This window comes from Alistipes shahii WAL 8301 (assembly GCF_025145845.1).
GTDB lineage: Bacteria > Bacteroidota > Bacteroidia > Bacteroidales > Rikenellaceae > Alistipes > Alistipes shahii.
Genome location: NZ_CP102253.1, coordinates 597,315 through 616,656 on the forward strand (window position 1 = coordinate 597,315; position 19,342 = coordinate 616,656).

Below are 19,342 nucleotides of genomic sequence, written 5' to 3' on the forward strand. Positions count from 1 at the left end.
AACAAATGGAAGAAAAAAACTATATATCAAACTTTGATTGCTCGCTTTGGCAAATTGATGATTGGGGACTATATACAGCCAAATCCCCTATCTATATCAATTCTTTGGGCAGCGATTTTAATGTGTGGTTTGATGTGAACGGCGAGAGTTTTCCTACCGACAAACAGCTTGTTGCATGGGCGGGATTTTGCAATATTAATTCAAATGAAATAAAAGAAATGATGATTGACGGTCTTACAAAGTTAGTAGATAAAATGGATGTCCTGCCAAATGATGTAGAGCCGGAATTTGGTCCGATATATAGGCCTATGGCGATTTCGAGAAATGCCAAACGCTCTATTGAGGCTGTAAGACATAGTAGAAAGACATTAGGTAAAGTGGCAAAATCCACCTTAAAATGCAATTCGGTTGTTGTACCGTTACAAGATAAAGCTCCAGTTAGATTTATTGTAATGAACTTTGAAATTGGTCGTCGCCCTTATGAAATGGAAGCTGTTTTTTGTAATGAAAGGATATTTATGGTCGGTGAAAACTCTGGCATTTGGACTCGCCTTGAATGGATAAATGAGTTTAATGTTCCAATGTTTAATATTGGAACGGCATTACATCCATATTGGCGACCCGAATAATATGCGAATAACATGCACCTGTTCCGCCTAACGGCGGCAAGCTGCAAACCATTAGTCGCTTGAAAAATAAAAAAAAGAAAATGAGTAAGATAATGATATGGGTCGGTCAATTCGATTCCGAAGCTGATTTTGAGAAATATATGGATCAATCGGCTTTCCGTCAATGGTGGAAAGATTACGATGAAGACAATAAGGAACTTCGTTGCCAGTTCTGTAAGGAGCTTGGTGTAATGAGCTATGATGAGGATTTTCTTATTATGAAATTCACATCTGACGGCTTGGCAGGATTACTTAACCTTATTCCTGCTGATACCCAAAAGATAAGTCTGTCGATAGCTGATAAAAATATTACAATGGCAAATGCTGTTATCTGCTATAATTGTCGTGAGGGTATATCTCCTAAGAAGGCAGAGAATACCACAACCATGACTTATCTTGGTACGTTTGAGTTTGAACTGTCGCCTGAAGGTGTACAAGGGTCTAATGCAGGATTAGAATATATGATTTGGATTGGCACAACCGATAAAAGTCGGGAAGAATTTATGGAGTATTTCAATCAAGATGAATACATGAAAGAAATACGAGATTACGAAGAAAGTCGTACAAAGAAACGCCCAAATCCGGAACATCGCTGTCAGTTCTGTAAAGACATTAATATAAAGTATTACTATCCAGAATTTCTAACTGTGGAAATTAAGGATGAACCCGAAAATCCTTTTAATCTTGTTAGAATGATGATTGATAACAAACTTGTCCTTGACTGGTATATTGAGTCCGATATTGATGAATACCACATAAAGCCATCAAATTGTATTGTGTGCTATATACCCAATGGTTTCAAGGACAACAAAAGGAATCAAAAAATCTTTATTAAGAAGAAAAATTATGATTCATATGAAACACCTAAAAAATTTGTGGATGAATTAGACAGTTACAACGGTATTCAATATTTGGAAACTTATATTGCAGAATAAAGCGACTAACAAACGGATAAATTTCCCTTAAAGGTCGATTATCCACTGGACATTATAATAAATAAAAATCAAAGCATTATGGCAAAATATGAGTTGGGGGCAATTTATAAAATTAATGGTCGAAATGGTGAATTATATTATGTAAGACTTTTGACAAACGAATGTTATGGCGTTTTTTCATCATTAGAAGGCGAACTGAATGAAGAGACATTTGCCCAAACCCATTATCGTCTCTATTTTAGCTGTAACTCTTTTCCTATAAAACGAGGTATATGGGGAAAAGTCGTATCATCTCCAGACAGTACAGATATTGCACGGTGGCAACGCCCTCAATATTTAGCTAATTTTGCTAATTTCAACATGAAATTATTTCTTGATCAATGCAGAGTTTTTCATGAAGATGGGAACCTTTATCAATGTGAAAGTAAAGAGGAGTTTATTAGATTAGTAAAATCTGGTAAGATTTTATTTTGTTTTAATACTTATAAAATTATACCAGACTTTCTAATGAGGTATTACAAGGATTTCCCCAATAGCTATATTGTAAATAAAGATTTTATCCATAGTGGAACTTTAGAATACCAAAAAGAACAAACAAATGTATTAAAAGAATTAGGCTTTGATATTGGAAACTTATTATAACAAGCGGCTGAACATTCCTATAAAGGTTAGTTAGCCACCAAACATTATCCGCAATAAACAAAGAAAATAGATATGGAAAAAGAAAAGCGAACGGAAGAAGCCATACAGGTATTTAGAAAAATGCTTGTAGAAGAATTTGGCATTAAATCAACAGAACAGTTCTTTTCAACAGAAGGAGAAGATATGGCTGTAATCTATGAGAGCATGAAAGTCGAACAAGAAAACTTCAATCTCACAGACGAAGAAACAAATGCTGTCTTAGATATAATTTTTGACGAACTGGATGCTCAAAATGCGGATAACAAACAGCAAACCGACTAAACAAGCGGAACGCTGCCAAACATTAATCGCTGAGAAAAATATGAATAATTGGATTGAAACATCAGGAAGCCCATTTGTCATTGTTGAGCAACAATATGCCCATCAATGGAAGGGTCAAGAAAACTACAATGCTATATGTAGCGTAACAGATTACTTGGGGAAAATCTATATAGACAATCATGTCTTATTGGTAATGGGAGATGAACCGATGGCTACACGCATAGTAAATAAAGATGGAGCAATCTTAATAATCCGCTGGAAGTATGCTCCCGATTATTTAACGGTGGAAAAACTTCTGGAGAATGATATCGTAAACGGGATTGAACCAATAGAAGAAGTTGAAGTAAAATGGGATTCTACTGAATTAGTCCTATTTGATTCTTTGTCTCCCTATTGTGAAGCGTCGGTTAAAGTTTTTTTATCATTACAAAAAACATCTTGTATAATAAAAACTTATCTTTATCAAAAAGACGAAGTATCTTTAATAATACATTCAATCCAATAAAGACGATTAACAAGCGGCTCAACCTCCCCTTAAAGGTCGGTTAGCCACCGAACATTAGTTGCAGCCCAAAATGAAATAAAAATGAATGTAATATCGGAAAAAGAATATTCGTTCTCAAATGCACTTTTTTGGAACGTAATGTTGCATCATCATATTCAAGCCTTTGATGAAGAAAGGGATGTGAATTTTGATGAAGTATGGGATGAAGAACTTGTACTAACATTGTTGGATAAAAAGAAGTACAAGAAATATTGGTGTTGGCTATCTCAAATTGATTTGAAAACATCCGAAAATCAAGGTGAAATAGAAAACCCAAGAACTCTAACACTTCCTATCGGCAGCGATATTGTATTGACAATAGAATTTCATCCTTGCTGTACATATTATTTTTTGAATGACACTTTAATCGGGGAAGTTAGTGGCAACTTTCACTTGAAGTATCTCACATATTCGGAATTAATGAGGATTACAAAAGAGAAATATGGAGATGTACTGTTCCATTTACTCTTACCTTTGTCTGCAATCAGGGAACAAGAAAAAGGCATAGCACTTAATGCAATAATCCAACGATTGCAACAAATTCCCTTATTCAAGGAACATTCCGCATATATAGGTAAATGTATCTTGAATGGATTATTAATATCCAACTCTGACATACAAGAAATTCCCAAGATAGGAACGATATGTACAAGCAATCATTCATATAGAAATGCTTTGGTATATGATGATGAAAGGCAGGAAATAAAGGAGCTAAATATCCTTTTATCGAGATTATAAATATGCAACTAACAAGCGGATTAATCTCCTATAAAGGTCGATTATCCACAGAACATTACCGATTAACAATGACAATATGAAATGGTATAAAATATACTTGAATGGAGAAAATCGAATATGGAAGAAATGTATTACATATTCGTGGGAGTTTATATATGAAGATAAAGAAATTAATTTTCAAAGAATTATAGATTCATCTTCATCGGAAAGGTATCAGATAAAAGCTCTTATCAAAGGTAAGGGGCTAATCGCTAAAAGTATATCTGGATTTGGGCAAATAAGAATGCCAGAATTTGCTGAAGTCAGCCATTTGTTTCTTGTCAGAGAAGATATATTGAATATAAACGAATTGTCCTCCATAAAAGGAATTTCTTTAAAAAGGGTTTCAGTATATGGAGATTTCCCACTTGATTATATGGCAATTATTTTTAATGAAGTAATTGATTGTGTTGACAATATTCATTCCAAACGAGAAGAATTTGAATGCATGAGTACACTTGTGTTAGATATGTCTAAAATACCTTCATCTGTAGATGGGTTCTTTTTAAAAGGGTGGAATAAATACGGTTTTTATAAAAACATTGTCAATGAAAATATGAAAATGCAATTACTTCATTTGTATAAGGCAAATGAGTTTTTAAAATTTAAAGAAATAGAAATAAATGGCACATCGGTAACAAATGGATAAATCTCCGTAAGAGAGATTATCCGCCGAACATTAGCAACTTTACAAACTAAAAAGAATATGAGTGACCAAATAATTTTTGATGTTGACGGACTTATAGAAGCTCAAATCCGTCAGAGAGATAAAGACTACGCAAAAGTCTGTTGTCAGAACTTATTAAACTACGCATACGGAAAGGGGCTTTTGTGTGATAATCCATGTGATAATGAAGGAAACCTAATCATGCCTTCAATTATTAAGGAAAGTTCTTTAACAGAAATTGGTAAACATATTTTTGTTGAATTGCTATTTAAGTGGTTTGCATACACAGATAATGAAAGTGGAAAAATTGACAGAAAAAATAACATCAAAATGTTAGAGAAGTATTACAATCAACTTTTACAAAAGATTGATAGAAAATAGGTTGCTAACAAACAGATGAAACATTGAAGGCGGTTTATCTGCCGGACATTACTAACAAGGAAAAAATAATATGTGTCAATACAAATCAATATGCAATCCTATAATAGAGCTTACAACACTTTTACAGAGTTGTGGCTTCACAATAGAAAAACAAGAACTTAAAGATTGGCATTTCAATGAGTTTGAGATTGTGATGAAAGGAAAGAAATTACAACTTCCAATGATAGATATAGAAGGTATAGAACAACATAGCGACAATATATATTGTTGCAAATGTCATTGGTCTGTTGTAAAACTAATAATGAATTGACACAATAAAATGTTAGTAACAAGCGGCTTAACCTCCCCTGAAAGGTCGGTTAGCCACCAAACATTATCGTTTAATATGGTAAGTAGAAAAGAAACAGTAAAAAGTTGTTGTGTGAATATACTTGATGATGTAAAAAGAATATTAGCGCAACCTTTTGAATGTAGGAAGACTTCTCTTCCTGATGGTGCATTACATAATGTACAAAAAGAATTGGAAAATATGATTAATGCGATTGATAAAGATATTTACTCGTTTACACCAAGTTATGGCAAATATCTAATAGATTGTTGGCTTGGAGATGAATTAGTAGATAAACTTCTTGATGTTTCTTGTCAATATGAAAAACTAATTAAGTTGAAATAAACGATAGCATACGGATTAATCTTCCAAAGGTCGATTATCCAACAAACATTATCGGTCTAAAAATTAAAATATGGATAGTAAACTTCAATTATTCGCTAAAGTGTTATTAAAAGAACACTATGATGAATTTTTAGAAATGATTCAGTTGTTCAATATAGATAAGAGAACCTTTGTCCTTCAACATAGGAAAATGTTTGAAAAGGGATGGTACGATACAAGCTCTGAAGACAATGAATTTAGTGAAGTAGATATTATGCTTTGTTTTGCTATAGTTTCTCACAGAATGGCAGTTATTGATTGGAGTGGTGAAGAATATTCAGGGCAGGTTAAGCGTTCCATTACGATGATGTTAAAGAATTATGGGATAGAACGTTTCTTATGGAACACTAAAAAGTTTGAGGATTCTTTGGATTGGGACAAAATTCGCCGAGGTGACTATTTGCCTTTGTTGTTCCAAGCTATGAACAAGCAACTTAACAGAGGCGGTTATTCCATTGTGTTTTGTGATACAAAATCGGATTGTTTTCGTTATGCAATATTACCAACTGCCGAGTTTGTGCAATTTGAGAATACGGAATTAGATGATTATCTGACAATCATTAGTCCTAAGATTTACAATATATATCTTGCAGACAAGGGAAATGAATTGCCTAAAATTATGCTGTACTTAAAAAAGAAATTTTCTGTTCCACTAAGTGAAATCAAGGAATTTTGTTCAAGAGATAAAATTTTACTTGGAATAGGGAACTCTATAATTGTGGATGAATATCGAAAAGAAATTGAACAACTTGGAGGCAAGATTGAAACAGAAGAAATAGACCGATAACAAACAGCAAACCGATTGAATAAGCGGAACGCTGCCGAACATTAGCAACCCCAAAAAGATGAAAATGATTGGAGAAACTATAAGAACTGAATTTGAAGCATTGAAAAATGACTTTGAAACCATAAGGCAACAAATAGAAGACGATGTTGTCAGGACTGAGTTGTATAAGGGCGAGTTTTATGAACTTACTCCATATTCCTATCAGCGTAATGGTTGCAAACAAGGAAAACCTGTAAAGCGTCCTGATACAATAAAAAGCACCAAAAATCTTTGTATCTACGGATTTAATAACCAAAATCAAATCGTAGAAGTTAAGGTTGGTTGTTCTATTGAAAATCAGTTTTATCACACTTTCCTGTATTATACAGACAATCTTGTGAAAAGTATTCTATACGATAATGGAAAACATTTGATGAATGTATGCCATTACTTTTTTGAGGGCGGAAAGCTGAAACGGTCACAGTTATGTGGTAGGTATGGTTGCCGTGAAGAGAATTATATCTATAAAGAAAATGCTTTGACACATATTGAAGTCAAACAATATGATATTGAGGGTAATAGTGGTAATGATTTAATTCATATATTCCAATATCAAGACGATGGGGCTTTAGAAAGTATTACCAAATCATTTCCAAATGGATATTCTGAAATAATCTATAAAACGAAAAGAGGTTGCTAACAAGCGGCTTAACTACCCCTGAAAGGTCGGTTAGCCACCAAACATTAATATTAAAAGGAAACACTATGATACCTGATAAATTGAAAGATGATTTTAATTCATTGAGAAATATGTTTGATGAATTGAAAAGAGAAATTGATAAGAATGTTGTAAGGGAAGAGAATTACAAAGGTGAGTTCTACGAAATATCCCCTTATTCTTATCAAAGAAACAGGTTTAAGCAAGGGAAAATAGTTGGAAATGTAACTTCTCTCAAAACAACTAATAACCTATTTACTTATTATTTCGATGTAAAAAATCAAATTATAGAAATCCGAGAGGGCTTGGAACTTAAAAATCAATTCTATTACACCTTTTTCATTTATGAAAAGGAACTCATGAAAACTATTGCATATGATAATAGCAAACGTATTGTGAATGTCCGATATTATCTATATGGAAGTAATGGTAAAATAGAGAAAATGTATTCAAAGGGTTCTCGTGGAAGTAGAGAAGAAACATATTTTTATGAAAATGACCGCCTACAAAAAATAGTTATAAGACAATTTGATAGAAATGATATTGAACAGGATACGTTACAACATTCATTTGATTATAAGTCTAATGGAGAATTAAAATCTATTATTCTTTCGACAGAATTATATTCTGAAACAATCTATCAGGAAACATAAATTTAATATTAACAAGCCGGGATAACGGACTAACGCCGTTCCCCGTCAAACCATTATCAATTACAGTACGACAATATGAACTTTTACTTAATAGGTAGTTTAGAAGGATTTAACGATTTACGTTTTCCAAATGTGGAAGATTGGCAAAATTGTATGGGACATGCTGAAGGTTTACTAAAGCAGTGGAATCCTCCTGAGATGGAATATATATGGAAAAAAAGTAATAGACATAAACATTTTGATTTATCACAATTTTGTAATCCTCTATTAACTATTAGCGACAAAGCATTAAGTATTTTAGAAAATATTCTTATCAAAAATGGAGAAATTCTTGATATAAAGTCGCCAAAAGGTTTTTATTTTTTTCATTGTACCAATATAATAGATGCTTTGATTGAAAAAGAATCAGATATAGTGTGGTTAGATAAAGAAAGAGGATGGGTGGGTTGTATAAATAAATTTGTGTTGGATAAAAATAAAATCCAAGAGCAAACTATTTTCAGACTTCCGAATGTAAATTGTCGCTATACTTTTTATGGGGAGGAATTTAAGAACCTTGTATTGAAACATCATCTTCAAGGAATACATTTTGATAGATACGAAACTATTATTATAAAATGAATGATTGTTTTAAAGTTTGTAGTTAAAGTATTGATAACACGCACATCAATCACTTAAACAGTGATTATCTGCATCCTATTAAACATTAGAAAATGAGAACACCAATCATAATCCTGTTATTTGTAATCCTGCTTGCCGCAAGCTGCGGAGAGCCTCCCATGCCGCCGTCGGACGAGGAAATGATACGCCATTTCACCACGCACGAGGTGGCGTTCCGTAAGGTGTACGAAATCATGGCAGAGAGTTCAGAAGGTAGTTTTCACTACCCGCCGCTTTCTCCGGAAGAGGTCATTATACTTGATTCAACAGAACAAAGCGATACATTCCATGAAACGAATGACGAACAAGACATTCCGGTATATGGACTGTTGAAGCCGGAGCGAATCCTACTCGACTCCTTGTTATCAGAGATTGGATGCGGTTTTATCCTTGTTGATCGCAGGGAATGGGGAACGGCAGATTCGGTATATGTGAGCCTTGTTATGCCGTACTACTCCCACGGCATCGTGGATGCGGGAACGTCCAAGAGTTTCGTTTACGATCCCGGATTGAGAAGCCGTCGGAATATCCGTATCACCGAATATGGCGACCTGAACGAGATCTACCGCAGGACGTACAACGACACCACGCTTTACAAACCCATCAAGGGAAACTGGTACATCGAGTTAGACCATTCGATATAACGGCCCGGAGTTCGTATCAAAGCTTGTTTCACTTTTTGTCAAGAAGATACATCATAAAGCAGATAATGGCTATCGCAAGGAAAAATAACAGAACCGCAAGGAGTTCGTTAAACCTGCACTTGGCATAGTGAGACATCACTGCTTTGCCTCGCCATTTGTAAATCCTGCTGACGAGCGACATAACGGCAAATGTGACAATGCTAAAAACGACACATGGCAACAATGCCGACACACCTGGAAAAAGCCGGATAGTAACAGTCATCATAGGGAATATCAAAAGAGCGAAGATATAAATCGAGAGCATCATTTCGCCATCGACCCTGCCTGTTCGTCTTGCTTGTTCCAATTTCTCCCCCATCCACCAGAGGTAGTCCCAGAGATAGAACCGTTGCTTATTCTCCTGCCGTTTCATCATGCCCAATGTATAAATCCGAGGTGGAACATCAGCGCTACATTTGCCACGATCAGGGCGATAGCGATAAGAACTATTTTGGCGAGCTTCCTGCCGGGATGTTTCATCTTCCCGTAATGTTCACGGAGCGCTTCACGCCGTCCGGCTGTATAGCGTAGCTTGCAGAATAAATCGGGAAGAAAGCAGAGAGGAATCACTATGGCCAAACCAATCATCCAGCCGAAAAGGCGCAATATCGGCGGAACCCCAAGCGGTATGAGTAGGACGAAGAGCCAGCACCAAAACAGTAGCATACGTCCGTTGAGATTGGTACGCTCCCTTTCGTGCCATATCTCGGCTACATACCACATATAGTCGATGAAGCAGATCCGGTATTTGCGATTGTCCTTTTCCATACCGTTATCTCCATACAAAGAAACCAACCAATATAAGTATAATCAGAACGCTGACCAACACAATCTGAACCCTGCGGCGTGTTTCAGGCTTGCAATCGTCAAATAACCACAGTTTGCTGTTAAACTGCCAATGACACGCCCATTTCCAACGGAACAGCAACCCTGCAAGCCATAGGGCAAGCAACCCGACACCAAACAGCAACCCGTATTTCGGGTGAGCCTGCAACCACTCGAAAAACGCTTCCGCCTTGCTGTTCATTGCTTCGTATATATCGGTAACTGTCATACTTATAATTAAAAGGATTCCGAACACAAAAATAATGTTTTCTGTTCACATAATCACTACTTTATGCTCCAAAACACCGGCTGTGCGGTTATAAAACCAAGAAACAGCCCCCGTTAAGGTAACGGAGGGTGTTTGCGGGGGTGTTTGTGTTCATTTAGTTCTGTTCCGGCAGGAGCTTGCAAAGCACCGGGTCGTTCTTGATACGTTCCAGTTCCTCGGCGACGATGCGGCCGGCCTCTGCCTTGATACGTTCGTAGTTTTCCTGCACGACCTGTTTCATGTGATCCGTCCCGTTCTCGTCCGTGAAATCGGTAATTTGTGGTATCTTCTTGTACCGGGCCGTTTCCGCTTTCACTTTTTCGTTGTCCACGACAATCTCGCAGTGGAAAATCTTCTGCTCGATACGTTCGTCGAAATTGTCCGCCACAGCCCCGACGAACATTCCCTGCGTGAGCGTCGAGATCTTCGAGGCCGGGATCAGGCTGTCCAGCTGCGTGGATATGGATGTCGATTTGTCGCTGCGGCTCAACGTCATGCTCTGCCGCTTCTGCAATACCTTACCGAACCGTTCCGAGAGTGTCTTGGCCGTTTCACCTACGACCTGCCCGGAGAAGATGTTGCCCACCGTGTTCATCACGACGGCGGCCTCCTTGTCCCCGTAGTCCCTCTTCAACTGTGAAAAATCCTGGAAGCACAGCAGCACGGCGACCTTGTTGCTTCTGGCCGTGGCGATCAGGTTGTCGAGTCCCTTGAAGTAGATTGTCGGCAGCTCGTCGATGATGATGCCCGATTTGAGCTGGCCTTTCTTATTTATGAGCTTGACAATCCGGGAATTATACAATCCCAAAGCCGCTCCGTAAATGTTTTGCCTGTCGGGATTGTTCCCCACGCAGAGTATCTTGGGATCGTTCGGGTTATTGATGTCGAGCGTGAAGTCATCGCCCGACATGACCCAATATAGCTGGGGCGAAATCATGCGGGAAAGCGGAATTTTGGCCGATGCTATCTGGCCCTGGAGCTGGTCTTGAGCGCCTCCGAGCCAGGCATCCATAAAGGGGCTGAGGTAGTTTTCGAGTTCCGGGTAGGATGTCAGAATCGGGAAAATATCCTCGTACCGCTTGTTCAGGAACTCGATGGCGTGCGGGAAGGTACAATACCGCCCGTTGTCGTAGATGCGCAGGAACCAGATCACGGCCGCGAAAAGGATAATGGGGCTTTCCACAAAAAAATCGCCCTGCTTCTGCACCCAGCTTCGGTTCAGGTTGAGCATGATGGTATAGGCGCTCTCGTAGGCGTCCGAAATATCGGTCATGAAGTCCGGGTGAATGGGGTTACAGCGGTGCGAGCGGCGCGGGTCGTCGAAATTTATGACGTAGAAAGTCGGGATTTTCTTGTAACCTTTCTGGTGATTCAGCAGGTGGTTGTAAGCGATTTCCGAAAGATCGGGAAACTTGTAGTCATAGATGTATTGGGTATAGCCCTTTTCGATTTGCTGTTTAATAAACTGGTTTACAACACAATAACTCTTCCCGCTGCCCGGGCTTCCCATGCAGATGCAAGCCCTTTGCGGGTTTACAACGTTGGCGAACCCGTTGTTCCACTGTTTGTTATAGTAAAATTTCGTCGGCAGATTTATGGAGTACTCGTTCTCGATCAGGCGTGTTTCCTGCTGGAATGATTCGTTCTCGTTATTGAAAGGGTCATCCATGAGATTGTTCTTCAGCAGGCGGGACATCCACACGCCGCCCATCAAGAGGCAGATATACCCGGCCGATAGGGTCAGTATGTAGAAAGCCGCGTTCGCCGCTGCCGTCAGCGGCAAGTCCAGCAGCCACCAGTTGAAGAAGAACAGCACGCCTCCCGTGGCCAGCGATGCCGTGATTTTCCGCCAGGTAATTTTCTCCTCTTTTACTCCTTTTGTCCCGAGGCATGAAAGGGCGAGGAACACTACGGCGAAAAGTTTCGTCCATAGTATATTCCGGAACAGCCCCGCGGTGCGGTCGAAGTTCAGCAGAATCCTATCGACCACGCCGATATTGATTCCCCATTCCCGTATCTGCCCGTAGCAGAACCAGTAGATGTTGATAACCACGAACAAGATACTCAATGCCCGCATGAAATCCATTGTTTTAGCAAGACCCCGAAGGTCGTCTTCCTGTTGCATAACCGTAAGATTTAATAAATGAATGATAATTGAGATGTTATACTTTCCTCCGTCGTGAGGTATTCCGCTTCCGTTGCCCGTCCCGTCCGGCAGGCGCTTGTTTCGGGGACAAGCCCCTCGTGTTTTCCCCGGGATTCCGTTTTCCGCCGAAGCGCAGCTCGAAGGCGTTGGCCGAGTATGCCTTTCCCAGCCGTGATCCGTTCACGACCGTCCGTGTTTCGTGGTCAATGAACGTCACACCCACGATGCGGCCGTTTTCGTTGCGTCGTATGTAGAGATCCACCCGGGCTCCCCGCAGGCGTTCGCGCAGTTCTTCCTCCGTGGGTTCTCCCCGAAGCGCTTTATCGACCCGGCCACGGATTTGCCTCCTCGTGTCGTCCTTCCCGAACCGTTCGGCGCTACGCTCCATGTGCCGTTCCAGCCCGTCATACCCGACCTCTTTACCGAACAGTGAGGATTTGAGCGGCGCGGCCACTGCCTTGTCCCCGTTCTCGTCCAGCAGCGTGTAGAGCAATCCCCGGTAGGGGGTTCCGTTCCGCTCTCCCCGGACTTCCTCTATACCTATATTATATAAGGACAGCAATGCCCGGAACTCGCCGAGGGTCTGGAAGCGGTATGTCGCCACGGCCGGTTTTATTACCGCTGCCACCTGGCGTTTCAGGTCGCCCCGCGTGTAATCGGCGGGGACGATCCCTTGCCCTTTCTCCCGCCTTCTCCCTTTGGCGGGATGCAGTCCGTACTCCCGTTCCAGTTCCTCGGTAACGGCCACGCTGCGTTCGTTGCGCCTGCTGTCGTTTATCTTGCGCCCGTCCTGGGCCACCTGCACCGACACGATATGGATATGCTCCCGTCCGATGTCGGTATGCTTGAATACGATATAAGGTTGTCCTCCCCAGCCCATGCGCTCCATGTAGGCCCCGGCTATCTCCGCGAGCTGCCCGTCGTCAAGGCGGTCTTCGGGAGCCGGGTTGAGCGATACGTGCACGACGGGTTTTTCCGTCCGGTAGTGCGAGGGCATCCAGCGCAGGAGGTCTTCTGCCGTCGCGGCCACGTTGAAGCGCCCATCCGCCGGCTCCCTCACTATGTGGGTCAGCAGTACTTTCCCGTCGCCCCGATCGACTTTCTCCTGGTTGTACGCCAGCGCGCCGTACACGTCTTTTCCGGTGGTGATATTGGCTACCATCGCTGTTTGAACTCTTCGGAGAGCGACACGACCTGCTGCCCGACGGCCGCCAGTTCACGTGTCGCTCTCTCCAGTTTATAGAGCAGCGCGAGTGTTTTCTTCTCGGAAAAATGCGCGTGCAGCTCCTTCACCACCTGGTTGTAATTCGTTCCCACGGCACGGAATTGGGCGTGGAAAGCGGTCAGCTTCGCCACGTATTCGAGCGTTCCCCGGTCGGTCTTTACCACCCGGAACGCCTCGTTGAACACTCTCGCTTTGATAAAAGCGGCTTTGGACAATAGCCCGGACTGCTCGTAAAGGTCGAGGAAACGGGCATGTTCCACGGCTGAAAAGTTTACCGAAAAGCGGTAAACGGCCGGGTCGTTTTTCGCGGGTCGTCCCCCTTTGCCCCCTCGGGGCTTTCTGTTCTTTTCCATCGCATCGAAATTTTAAGGAGAGGCCAGAGCCCCACCGGTTCCTGAAAATTCCGATCCCTTCGCGGCCTGCCGCCCTTCTGAAAAGCACCGACTCCGGAGGTGCTTTCTCCCCCTTGCGGGCAAGCTGTTTTCTGCTGCAAAACGAGAATCGTGCAGCAGAAAACACAGCTTGCTATTTGCCCTTTGCAAATACCTTCTGCCCGCTCGCGGACAGAACATTGAAAGAGCCGCCGTAAAACGGGGCAAGGACGGCTTCATTAGCGTCGGGATCGTTCACGAGGCAAAGATACCGACCTATTCAATCGCTTGTACCACAAGCGATTATGCCACTTGCGTCCACTTTGACGCCACACGCGGCCATAGCGGAAAAAGAGCATACAACCCGTGTTTTTAAGGGTTTACTTTGCACGTGAGAACGGATACGGGCAATGACACATCCTCCTGTCCGCACACGTGCGGACGGATGCAGAAAACACCGTGTGCAGAGGAAAAAGCGGGTCTTTGTCCGGATAAGCAAATGCGGTTGCGCATGAGTATAAAATCGGACACGCGCCCATGCACCGGCATACCGGCGTAACAGCCTGCCAGCGCACCAGCATATATGCGTGCCGGCATACCTGCATAAAATCTCATGCCGTCACTTGCCCGGATACGTGAAGAGATGAACGATTACCCGATTGTATAACTAAAAACGCATGGAACAATGAAAGAGAAAACGAAATTCGTGGCCTTCTCCACCCAAAAAGGCGGAGCGGGCAAAACCACCCTCACGGTGCTGGCAGCCTCTTACCTGCACTATGTAAAGGGTTTCAATGTCGCGGTCATCGACTGCGATTATCCCCAACACTCCATCGTGGAGATGCGGGAACGTGACCTGAAGCTTGCCCTCGAAGACGAACATTACAAGAGGTTAGCTTACGAACAATTCACCCGGCTTCAAAAGAAAGCCTATCCTGTCGTGGAAAGCAACACGAAAGAGGCGTTGGCCGATGCCGACTACCTCCTGCCGCAAGGTGATTTCGATTATGTGTTCTTCGACCTTCCCGGTACGATCAATAACGAGGATCTGATTCATTCCCTGGCCGGAATGGATTATCTCGTCGCCCCGATCAGTGCCGACCGGGTTGTCATGGAAAGCACCCTGAATTACGCGGTTGTGGTAAAGGAGCATATCATGGGCCGCGAGAAGTCCCGGATGAAAGGGCTGTATATGCTATGGAACATGGTGGACGGACGTGAAAAGACAGAATTATATCAGGTTTACGAGGCGGTAATGAAAGAGTTGGAGCTTCCTGTTCTGAAGACCTTCCTGCCTGACACCAAGCGTTTTCGTCGTGAGCAGAACGCCAGCCGTCGCTCTGTCTTCCGCTCCACGCTCTTCCCGGCAGACCGTTCTTTGATCCGGGGCAGCAACCTGGATAAACTCGTGGATGAATTGATCGAACTGTTAAAGTAGAATCTTATGAGCGGAAAAGAACATGACGACGGTTTGGACGCTTCCTTCATCATCAGCCAGGCCAAAAGCCGAAACCGGCCACTACATCCTTACACGCCGGAAAAAGAGGAGGAGGCATCGGCTCTATCGGAACCGTCCGGCGAGGCCGCCTCCTCGTCGGCTACGAAAGAGGAGGGACGCCGCCGAAGAGGGAAAGGCCAGGATTACGAGCGTCTTTTTATCCGGAACGCCCCCTCCAATACCCGAAGCGGCAAAACGGTGTATATCCGCAAGGAGTTTCACGAGCGTATAACCCGGATAGTGCAGGTTATCGGTAAGAACGAACTCTCGCTGTATAGCTACCTGGACAATGTGCTGGAGCAGCATTTCGCGACCTATCAGGAGGAAATTTCGGAACTCTACAAGAAACGGAACTCCGATATTTTTTAGTTATGAACCCAATATTTTTACAATCCATTAAAAACAATCCATCATGTCAGACAAAGCAATTATTTTATCTGTTATCCTGGCGGCCGTCCTTTGCGTCGCCGTACCCTTCATCTTCCGCGTGTGCCGCTACCGGCGCAGGATGAAAACCCTTATCGTCCCCGACGGCCCTTCGGGGGAGGTCGCCGTGGGGACTGTCCCCACCCCCGAGGCCGAGTACCTGGCCCGTTACATCTGCCTGCTGCGGCTGCCTTTCGCCGGTAACAAGCACGTGAAGATACGTCCGTCGTACCACGAGCGTATCCGCGAGATCACCCGTGTCATCGGTCGTGGCGACGTGACGATCACGGCCTACGTGGACAAGGTTCTCAAGGCGCACCTGGACGATAACCGGGAAACCATCGAGCGGCTTTTCGAGGAGCGTGAGGCCGTGGCCTCCCTGCAACCCAAAGCGGAGGAGCGATGAACGGGGCGTTGTGGCTGCTGCCCCTCTTTGCCGTGGGGTATGCCTTGTGGGCGTTTTTCCGCCTGCGGCGGATGGAACGTAACGAACCGGCAGACGGGATCGTTGCCGAAGACACGCCCTGCCGGCAGGAGATCATCGGCAGGAGCCGCTTTGTCCTCGACCCGCGCCACTCCCGGCCACAAGCTGCCGTAGAATCTGAAACTGAAAAAGTTACGGAAAAAGCCGATATATTTGTGCCCACGAATGTACCCGAACACCCCCGGCAGATTCCGCCGGAAGACCTGGATGAAGTGTTCGGTGTCGCTCCCGAGGGGGAGCCTAACGAACCTCTGGAAATCGACTTTCCGCTGTACGATGAATCTTTCCCGGATGCGGACGCGGAGGAGCCGGATTATGACGAGGATGAAGACGACACCGAAGAGCTGCCCCTTTTGGGCCGCTCGCTTGCCCAGGGGGTTAGTTTTGAACAGATGGGCGAAGCCTACCGCCACGTGGTACACGATCCACCTTCAACAGACGAGCAAAGGGAGGAAACGGGACGTGTCCTCCTGGGCCTGAAACAGACCGACATGTTCGAGGTCATCGTTTCGGGCCGCCCCGACGGGAACGACAGGGTAAAATCCCTGATCGACACCTACCTCTCGGCCTTTCACCGGCGTATGTCCGAGAGGTCTGCGGAAAGCCCATCTCCGCAGGGTTCGGTTCCCACGGGTTTCGACGTCCGTGAGTTTGTTTAACCCCATAATGACATCACGATGAAAGAAAAAGACTACGGGTAGCGCGTGAGGCTATCCTCGAACCACTGAAAAAATCCGAATCAAGAAGTTTAACCCGGTGCGGGGCCTATCCATCCCCGCGCCACAATTCAAACATTATCGAGTTATGAGAAAGAACAAGATTCTTCTTCCGGCGGCATTTCTCTTTGCCGCCATCTCCTCCGCCTTCGCGCAGGGCAACGGCATCGCCGGCATTACGGAGGCTACCAACATGGTAACCAGCTACTTCGATCCCGGAACGAAGCTCATCTACGCGATTGGGGCTGTGGTCGGCCTTATCGGGGGGATCAAGGTCTATAACAAGTTTTCGAGCGGCGACCCCGACACGTCGAAGACCGCCGCGAGCTGGTTCGGCGCGTGTATTTTCCTGATTGTCGCCGCGACGATCCTACGCTCTTTCTTCTTGTAGTCCAACCTGTCATGCAAATAATTATGGAATATGGAATCAACAAGGGAATCGGCAAGAGCGTGGAGTTCCGGGGCCTGAAGGCGCAGTACCTCTTCATCTTCGCGGGCGGCCTGCTGGCCGTCTTCGTGGTGTTCGTCATCCTCTACATGGCAGGGGTCGATCAGTGGGTATGTATCGCTTTCGGCGTTGCGGCGGCTTCGGTGCTGGTCTGGCTTACCTTCCGCCTGAACGCCCGTTACGGGGAACACGGGCTGATGAAGCTGCTCGCCGCGCGCCGGCATCCCCGCTACCTGCTCAACCGCAAGTCCCTGCGCCGGTTGCTGAAAAGAAAGGGGGGCCGCGTATGAGAAACATCTTGAAAGCTACCACGCTGGAAAGCAAGTTCCCGCTCCTGGCCGTGGAAGGCGGTTGTATCATCAGCAAGGACGCGGACATAACGGTCGTCTATCGGGTCGAACTCCCGGAGCTGTTCACCGTCACGTCCGCCGAGTACGAGGCGATCCACGCCGCCTGGTGCAAGGCCCTGAAGGTCTTGCCCGAATACAGCGTGGTACACAAGCAGGACTGGTTCATCCGCGAGCGTTACCGCCCGGCCACGGGCGAGGGGGACATGAGTTTCCTCTCCCGCAGTTACGAGCGGCATTTCAACGAGCGTCCGTTCCTGACCCACGCCTGCTTCCTCTACCTGACGAAAACGACGAGGGAGCGTATGCACATGCGTTCAGACTTCTCGACCCTCTGCCGGGGCAACATCATTCCCAAAGAGGTAAACCGGGAGGCGGCGACAAAATTCCTGGAGGCGGCGGAACAGTTCGAGCGTATTCTGAACGATTCGGGTTTCCTGACCCTTGTCCGCCTCACGGGGGACGAGATCACGGGTACGGCGGATTGTCCGGGCCTGCTGGAACGGTACTTTTCCCTCTCGCTCTCGGAGACGACTTCTCTTCAGGACATCGAGCTGGGGGCCGAGGTTCTGCGCGTGGGTAACAAACGGGTGTGCCTGCACACGCTCTCGGACACGGAAGACCTGCCGGGGCGCGTGGGTACGGACACCCGTTACGAGCGTCTTTCCACCGACCGTTCGGACTGCCTGCTCTCGTTCGCGGCCCCCGTGGGGCTTCTGCTTTCCTGCGACCACCTTTACAACCAGTACGTGTTCCTGGAAGACAGCGACGAAAACCTGCGTATGTTCGAGAAACGTGCGCGTAACATGCAGTCCCTTTCCCGCTACTCCCGCGGGAACCAGATAAACAAGGAGTGGGTGCGATACGTCGCTGTGTAAGTAATTGTTAAACTTAGATTTAACCCGTTGTTTCGTCAACGGTAGCCTATGGACAGATGCACCAATAGTAATATACTGTATCAAAGCTGTCCAGACAAGGTAGCCCTTCCGAAAGGAGCAGTCAGAACCGTGAGGGAAAGACAATGGCTGTTAGTATCATACAGTCAGGGAGCTTGGCTTGGGTGGTATGGTTAGCGTAAGCGAACTGTCGTCTAAACGTCGTAAGGTTGAAGAAGCCAAAGATACTGATAGGCTTCAGCCCAAAAGGGAAGCAGTCGGTTATTCCTCTCCATTCTGGGAATACACGAACAGAGTACTGCCGGTGTAATAGACAGAACCTAACCCACTTATAAGTTACTTGCACGGAACGTAGTAAGCCCGTATTTCTCCTGCCAATGACAGGTAAGCAGACCGTAAGGAATGCCGAATGGAGTGCGGGTATAGGATTGCAGAAAAAGCGAATGCCACCCTGTAATGGGGTGAATAGGGATTGAAACATCATCCCGCTGCGAAAGCAGGCTGACTTCTGCGGTAGGTGATTCTTTACAAGAAACTTTTAGAACTTTTAAAAGGAGAAAAGCAA

26 protein-coding genes and 1 pseudogene are annotated in these 19,342 nt (G+C 44.5%); 21 read left to right on the forward strand and 6 right to left on the reverse strand.

Going from position 1 to position 19,342, the window contains the following annotated elements:
• Positions 1–5: 5 nt before the first annotated feature.
• The 14 genes from NQ492_RS02560 (at position 6) to NQ492_RS02625 (ending at position 9,088) form a co-directional block, all read left to right on the forward strand.
• Positions 6–629, forward strand: coding sequence for a hypothetical protein (locus tag NQ492_RS02560; protein WP_015547216.1), 624 nt, complete (start codon positions 6–8; stop codon positions 627–629).
• A gap of 80 nt (positions 630–709) precedes the next feature.
• Positions 710–1,603: an immunity 22 family protein gene (locus NQ492_RS02565; protein WP_018697075.1), complete on the forward strand. Its 894-nt coding sequence runs from the start codon at positions 710–712 to the stop codon at positions 1,601–1,603.
• Positions 1,604–1,681: 78 nt separating this feature from the next.
• Entirely contained in the window at positions 1,682–2,245 is a 564-nt protein-coding gene (locus NQ492_RS02570; protein ID WP_004319187.1) for a hypothetical protein, read from the forward strand.
• Between the two features lie 72 nt (positions 2,246–2,317).
• Positions 2,318–2,566, forward strand: a complete 249-nt coding sequence (locus NQ492_RS02575; protein WP_015547218.1) for a hypothetical protein — start codon at positions 2,318–2,320, stop codon at positions 2,564–2,566.
• A gap of 40 nt (positions 2,567–2,606) precedes the next feature.
• Positions 2,607–3,071, forward strand: coding sequence for an Imm21 family immunity protein (locus NQ492_RS02580; RefSeq protein WP_009040062.1), 465 nt, complete (start codon positions 2,607–2,609; stop codon positions 3,069–3,071).
• A gap of 81 nt (positions 3,072–3,152) precedes the next feature.
• Complete coding sequence (locus NQ492_RS02585) at positions 3,153–3,848, forward strand: Imm19 family immunity protein (protein ID WP_007851804.1); 696 nt, start codon at positions 3,153–3,155, stop codon at positions 3,846–3,848.
• A 76-nt stretch (positions 3,849–3,924) separates the two neighbouring features.
• Complete coding sequence (locus NQ492_RS02590) at positions 3,925–4,536, forward strand: hypothetical protein (RefSeq protein WP_004319185.1); 612 nt, start codon at positions 3,925–3,927, stop codon at positions 4,534–4,536.
• A 57-nt stretch (positions 4,537–4,593) separates the two neighbouring features.
• Complete coding sequence (locus tag NQ492_RS02595; protein ID WP_004295473.1) at positions 4,594–4,935, forward strand: hypothetical protein; 342 nt, start codon at positions 4,594–4,596, stop codon at positions 4,933–4,935.
• Between the two features lie 319 nt (positions 4,936–5,254).
• Complete coding sequence (locus NQ492_RS02600; RefSeq protein ID WP_008763881.1) at positions 5,255–5,608, forward strand: hypothetical protein; 354 nt, start codon at positions 5,255–5,257, stop codon at positions 5,606–5,608.
• A 70-nt stretch (positions 5,609–5,678) separates the two neighbouring features.
• Positions 5,679–6,434 (forward strand): DUF6630 family protein, encoded by a 756-nt coding sequence (locus NQ492_RS02605; RefSeq protein WP_004295472.1) that lies wholly within the window; start codon positions 5,679–5,681, stop codon positions 6,432–6,434.
• 58 nt (positions 6,435–6,492) lie between these two features.
• Positions 6,493–7,113 (forward strand): hypothetical protein, encoded by a 621-nt coding sequence (locus NQ492_RS02610; RefSeq protein ID WP_004295471.1) that lies wholly within the window; start codon positions 6,493–6,495, stop codon positions 7,111–7,113.
• 65 nt (positions 7,114–7,178) lie between these two features.
• Complete coding sequence (locus NQ492_RS02615) at positions 7,179–7,784, forward strand: hypothetical protein (protein WP_004295470.1); 606 nt, start codon at positions 7,179–7,181, stop codon at positions 7,782–7,784.
• Between the two features lie 75 nt (positions 7,785–7,859).
• Entirely contained in the window at positions 7,860–8,405 is a 546-nt protein-coding gene (locus tag NQ492_RS02620) for an imm11 family protein (protein ID WP_083810223.1), read from the forward strand.
• 92 nt (positions 8,406–8,497) lie between these two features.
• On the forward strand, positions 8,498–9,088 hold the full coding sequence (locus NQ492_RS02625; RefSeq protein WP_004319175.1) for a DUF4948 family protein: 591 nt from the start codon (positions 8,498–8,500) through the stop codon (positions 9,086–9,088).
• A 28-nt stretch (positions 9,089–9,116) separates the two neighbouring features.
• Here NQ492_RS02625 and NQ492_RS02630 read toward each other — a convergent pair whose 3' ends face one another.
• From NQ492_RS02630 to mobA, 6 genes are all read right to left on the reverse strand, one after another.
• Complete coding sequence (locus tag NQ492_RS02630) at positions 9,117–9,503, reverse strand: hypothetical protein (protein ID WP_004295467.1); 387 nt, start codon at positions 9,501–9,503, stop codon at positions 9,117–9,119.
• A complete protein-coding gene (locus tag NQ492_RS02635) occupies positions 9,500–9,895 on the reverse strand; it encodes a hypothetical protein (RefSeq protein ID WP_004295466.1) in 396 nt (131 codons plus the stop codon). The genes NQ492_RS02630 and NQ492_RS02635 overlap by 4 nt, the downstream gene beginning before the upstream one ends.
• Before the next feature lie 4 nt (positions 9,896–9,899).
• Complete coding sequence (locus tag NQ492_RS02640; RefSeq protein WP_004295465.1) at positions 9,900–10,181, reverse strand: Imm17 family immunity protein; 282 nt, start codon at positions 10,179–10,181, stop codon at positions 9,900–9,902.
• 154 nt (positions 10,182–10,335) lie between these two features.
• Complete coding sequence (mobC, locus tag NQ492_RS02645) at positions 10,336–12,345, reverse strand: conjugal transfer protein MobC (RefSeq protein WP_005681351.1); 2,010 nt, start codon at positions 12,343–12,345, stop codon at positions 10,336–10,338.
• 37 nt (positions 12,346–12,382) lie between these two features.
• Positions 12,383–13,528, reverse strand: coding sequence for a conjugal transfer protein MobB (gene mobB, locus NQ492_RS02650; protein WP_004295463.1), 1,146 nt, complete (start codon positions 13,526–13,528; stop codon positions 12,383–12,385).
• The gene (mobA, locus tag NQ492_RS02655; RefSeq protein ID WP_004295462.1) at positions 13,522–13,944 is read right to left on the reverse strand and encodes a conjugal transfer protein MobA; all 423 of its coding nucleotides are present in this window, start codon (positions 13,942–13,944) and stop codon (positions 13,522–13,524) included. The genes mobB and mobA overlap by 7 nt, the downstream gene beginning before the upstream one ends.
• 703 nt (positions 13,945–14,647) lie before the next feature.
• Between mobA and NQ492_RS02660 the strand changes: the two genes are divergently transcribed.
• The 7 genes and pseudogenes from NQ492_RS02660 to NQ492_RS02690 form a co-directional block, all read left to right on the forward strand.
• A complete protein-coding gene (locus NQ492_RS02660; protein ID WP_015547221.1) occupies positions 14,648–15,400 on the forward strand; it encodes a ParA family protein in 753 nt (250 codons plus the stop codon).
• 6 nt (positions 15,401–15,406) lie between these two features.
• Complete coding sequence (locus NQ492_RS02665) at positions 15,407–15,829, forward strand: DUF3408 domain-containing protein (RefSeq protein WP_004295459.1); 423 nt, start codon at positions 15,407–15,409, stop codon at positions 15,827–15,829.
• 43 nt (positions 15,830–15,872) lie between these two features.
• On the forward strand, positions 15,873–16,292 hold the full coding sequence (locus NQ492_RS02670; RefSeq protein ID WP_004303802.1) for a DUF3408 domain-containing protein: 420 nt from the start codon (positions 15,873–15,875) through the stop codon (positions 16,290–16,292).
• Positions 16,289–17,029, forward strand: coding sequence for a hypothetical protein (locus tag NQ492_RS02675; protein WP_004303801.1), 741 nt, complete (start codon positions 16,289–16,291; stop codon positions 17,027–17,029). The genes NQ492_RS02670 and NQ492_RS02675 overlap by 4 nt, the downstream gene beginning before the upstream one ends.
• 145 nt (positions 17,030–17,174) lie before the next feature.
• Positions 17,175–17,477, forward strand: a complete 303-nt coding sequence (locus NQ492_RS02680) for a DUF4134 domain-containing protein (protein WP_004303800.1) — start codon at positions 17,175–17,177, stop codon at positions 17,475–17,477.
• Positions 17,478–17,497: 20 nt separating this feature from the next.
• Entirely contained in the window at positions 17,498–17,824 is a 327-nt protein-coding gene (locus NQ492_RS02685; RefSeq protein ID WP_032558190.1) for a DUF4133 domain-containing protein, read from the forward strand.
• Positions 17,821–18,741: pseudogene (locus NQ492_RS02690) on the forward strand (TraG family conjugative transposon ATPase); the annotation flags it as partial. The gene NQ492_RS02685 and the pseudogene NQ492_RS02690, both read left to right, overlap by 4 nt.
• Positions 18,742–19,342: the final 601 nt, after the last annotated feature.

What these genes read in the sequence shown, in the direction of transcription:
- mobC (WP_005681351.1), bottom strand. Translation starts at nt 12,345, where the DNA reads ATGCAACAGGAAGACGACCTTCGGGGTCTTGCTAAAACAATGGATTTC.
- NQ492_RS02635 (WP_004295466.1), bottom strand. Translation starts at nt 9,895, where the DNA reads ATGGAAAAGGACAATCGCAAATACCGGATCTGCTTCATCGACTATATG.
- NQ492_RS02585 (WP_007851804.1), top strand. Translation starts at nt 3,153, where the DNA reads ATGAATGTAATATCGGAAAAAGAATATTCGTTCTCAAATGCACTTTTT.
- NQ492_RS02660 (WP_015547221.1), top strand. Translation starts at nt 14,648, where the DNA reads ATGAAAGAGAAAACGAAATTCGTGGCCTTCTCCACCCAAAAAGGCGGA.
- NQ492_RS02675 (WP_004303801.1), top strand. Translation starts at nt 16,289, where the DNA reads ATGAACGGGGCGTTGTGGCTGCTGCCCCTCTTTGCCGTGGGGTATGCC.
- NQ492_RS02575 (WP_015547218.1), top strand. Translation starts at nt 2,318, where the DNA reads ATGGAAAAAGAAAAGCGAACGGAAGAAGCCATACAGGTATTTAGAAAA.
- NQ492_RS02625 (WP_004319175.1), top strand. Translation starts at nt 8,498, where the DNA reads ATGAGAACACCAATCATAATCCTGTTATTTGTAATCCTGCTTGCCGCA.
- NQ492_RS02580 (WP_009040062.1), top strand. Translation starts at nt 2,607, where the DNA reads ATGAATAATTGGATTGAAACATCAGGAAGCCCATTTGTCATTGTTGAG.
- NQ492_RS02600 (WP_008763881.1), top strand. Translation starts at nt 5,255, where the DNA reads ATGTTAGTAACAAGCGGCTTAACCTCCCCTGAAAGGTCGGTTAGCCAC.
- mobB (WP_004295463.1), bottom strand. Translation starts at nt 13,528, where the DNA reads ATGGTAGCCAATATCACCACCGGAAAAGACGTGTACGGCGCGCTGGCG.
- NQ492_RS02605 (WP_004295472.1), top strand. Translation starts at nt 5,679, where the DNA reads ATGGATAGTAAACTTCAATTATTCGCTAAAGTGTTATTAAAAGAACAC.
- NQ492_RS02615 (WP_004295470.1), top strand. Translation starts at nt 7,179, where the DNA reads ATGATACCTGATAAATTGAAAGATGATTTTAATTCATTGAGAAATATG.
- NQ492_RS02670 (WP_004303802.1), top strand. Translation starts at nt 15,873, where the DNA reads ATGTCAGACAAAGCAATTATTTTATCTGTTATCCTGGCGGCCGTCCTT.
- NQ492_RS02630 (WP_004295467.1), bottom strand. Translation starts at nt 9,503, where the DNA reads ATGATGAAACGGCAGGAGAATAAGCAACGGTTCTATCTCTGGGACTAC.
- NQ492_RS02570 (WP_004319187.1), top strand. Translation starts at nt 1,682, where the DNA reads ATGGCAAAATATGAGTTGGGGGCAATTTATAAAATTAATGGTCGAAAT.
- NQ492_RS02565 (WP_018697075.1), top strand. Translation starts at nt 710, where the DNA reads ATGAGTAAGATAATGATATGGGTCGGTCAATTCGATTCCGAAGCTGAT.
- mobA (WP_004295462.1), bottom strand. Translation starts at nt 13,944, where the DNA reads ATGGAAAAGAACAGAAAGCCCCGAGGGGGCAAAGGGGGACGACCCGCG.
- NQ492_RS02590 (WP_004319185.1), top strand. Translation starts at nt 3,925, where the DNA reads ATGAAATGGTATAAAATATACTTGAATGGAGAAAATCGAATATGGAAG.
- NQ492_RS02665 (WP_004295459.1), top strand. Translation starts at nt 15,407, where the DNA reads ATGAGCGGAAAAGAACATGACGACGGTTTGGACGCTTCCTTCATCATC.
- NQ492_RS02640 (WP_004295465.1), bottom strand. Translation starts at nt 10,181, where the DNA reads ATGACAGTTACCGATATATACGAAGCAATGAACAGCAAGGCGGAAGCG.
- NQ492_RS02610 (WP_004295471.1), top strand. Translation starts at nt 6,493, where the DNA reads ATGAAAATGATTGGAGAAACTATAAGAACTGAATTTGAAGCATTGAAA.
- NQ492_RS02680 (WP_004303800.1), top strand. Translation starts at nt 17,175, where the DNA reads ATGAGAAAGAACAAGATTCTTCTTCCGGCGGCATTTCTCTTTGCCGCC.
- NQ492_RS02560 (WP_015547216.1), top strand. Translation starts at nt 6, where the DNA reads ATGGAAGAAAAAAACTATATATCAAACTTTGATTGCTCGCTTTGGCAA.
- NQ492_RS02620 (WP_083810223.1), top strand. Translation starts at nt 7,860, where the DNA reads ATGAACTTTTACTTAATAGGTAGTTTAGAAGGATTTAACGATTTACGT.
- NQ492_RS02595 (WP_004295473.1), top strand. Translation starts at nt 4,594, where the DNA reads ATGAGTGACCAAATAATTTTTGATGTTGACGGACTTATAGAAGCTCAA.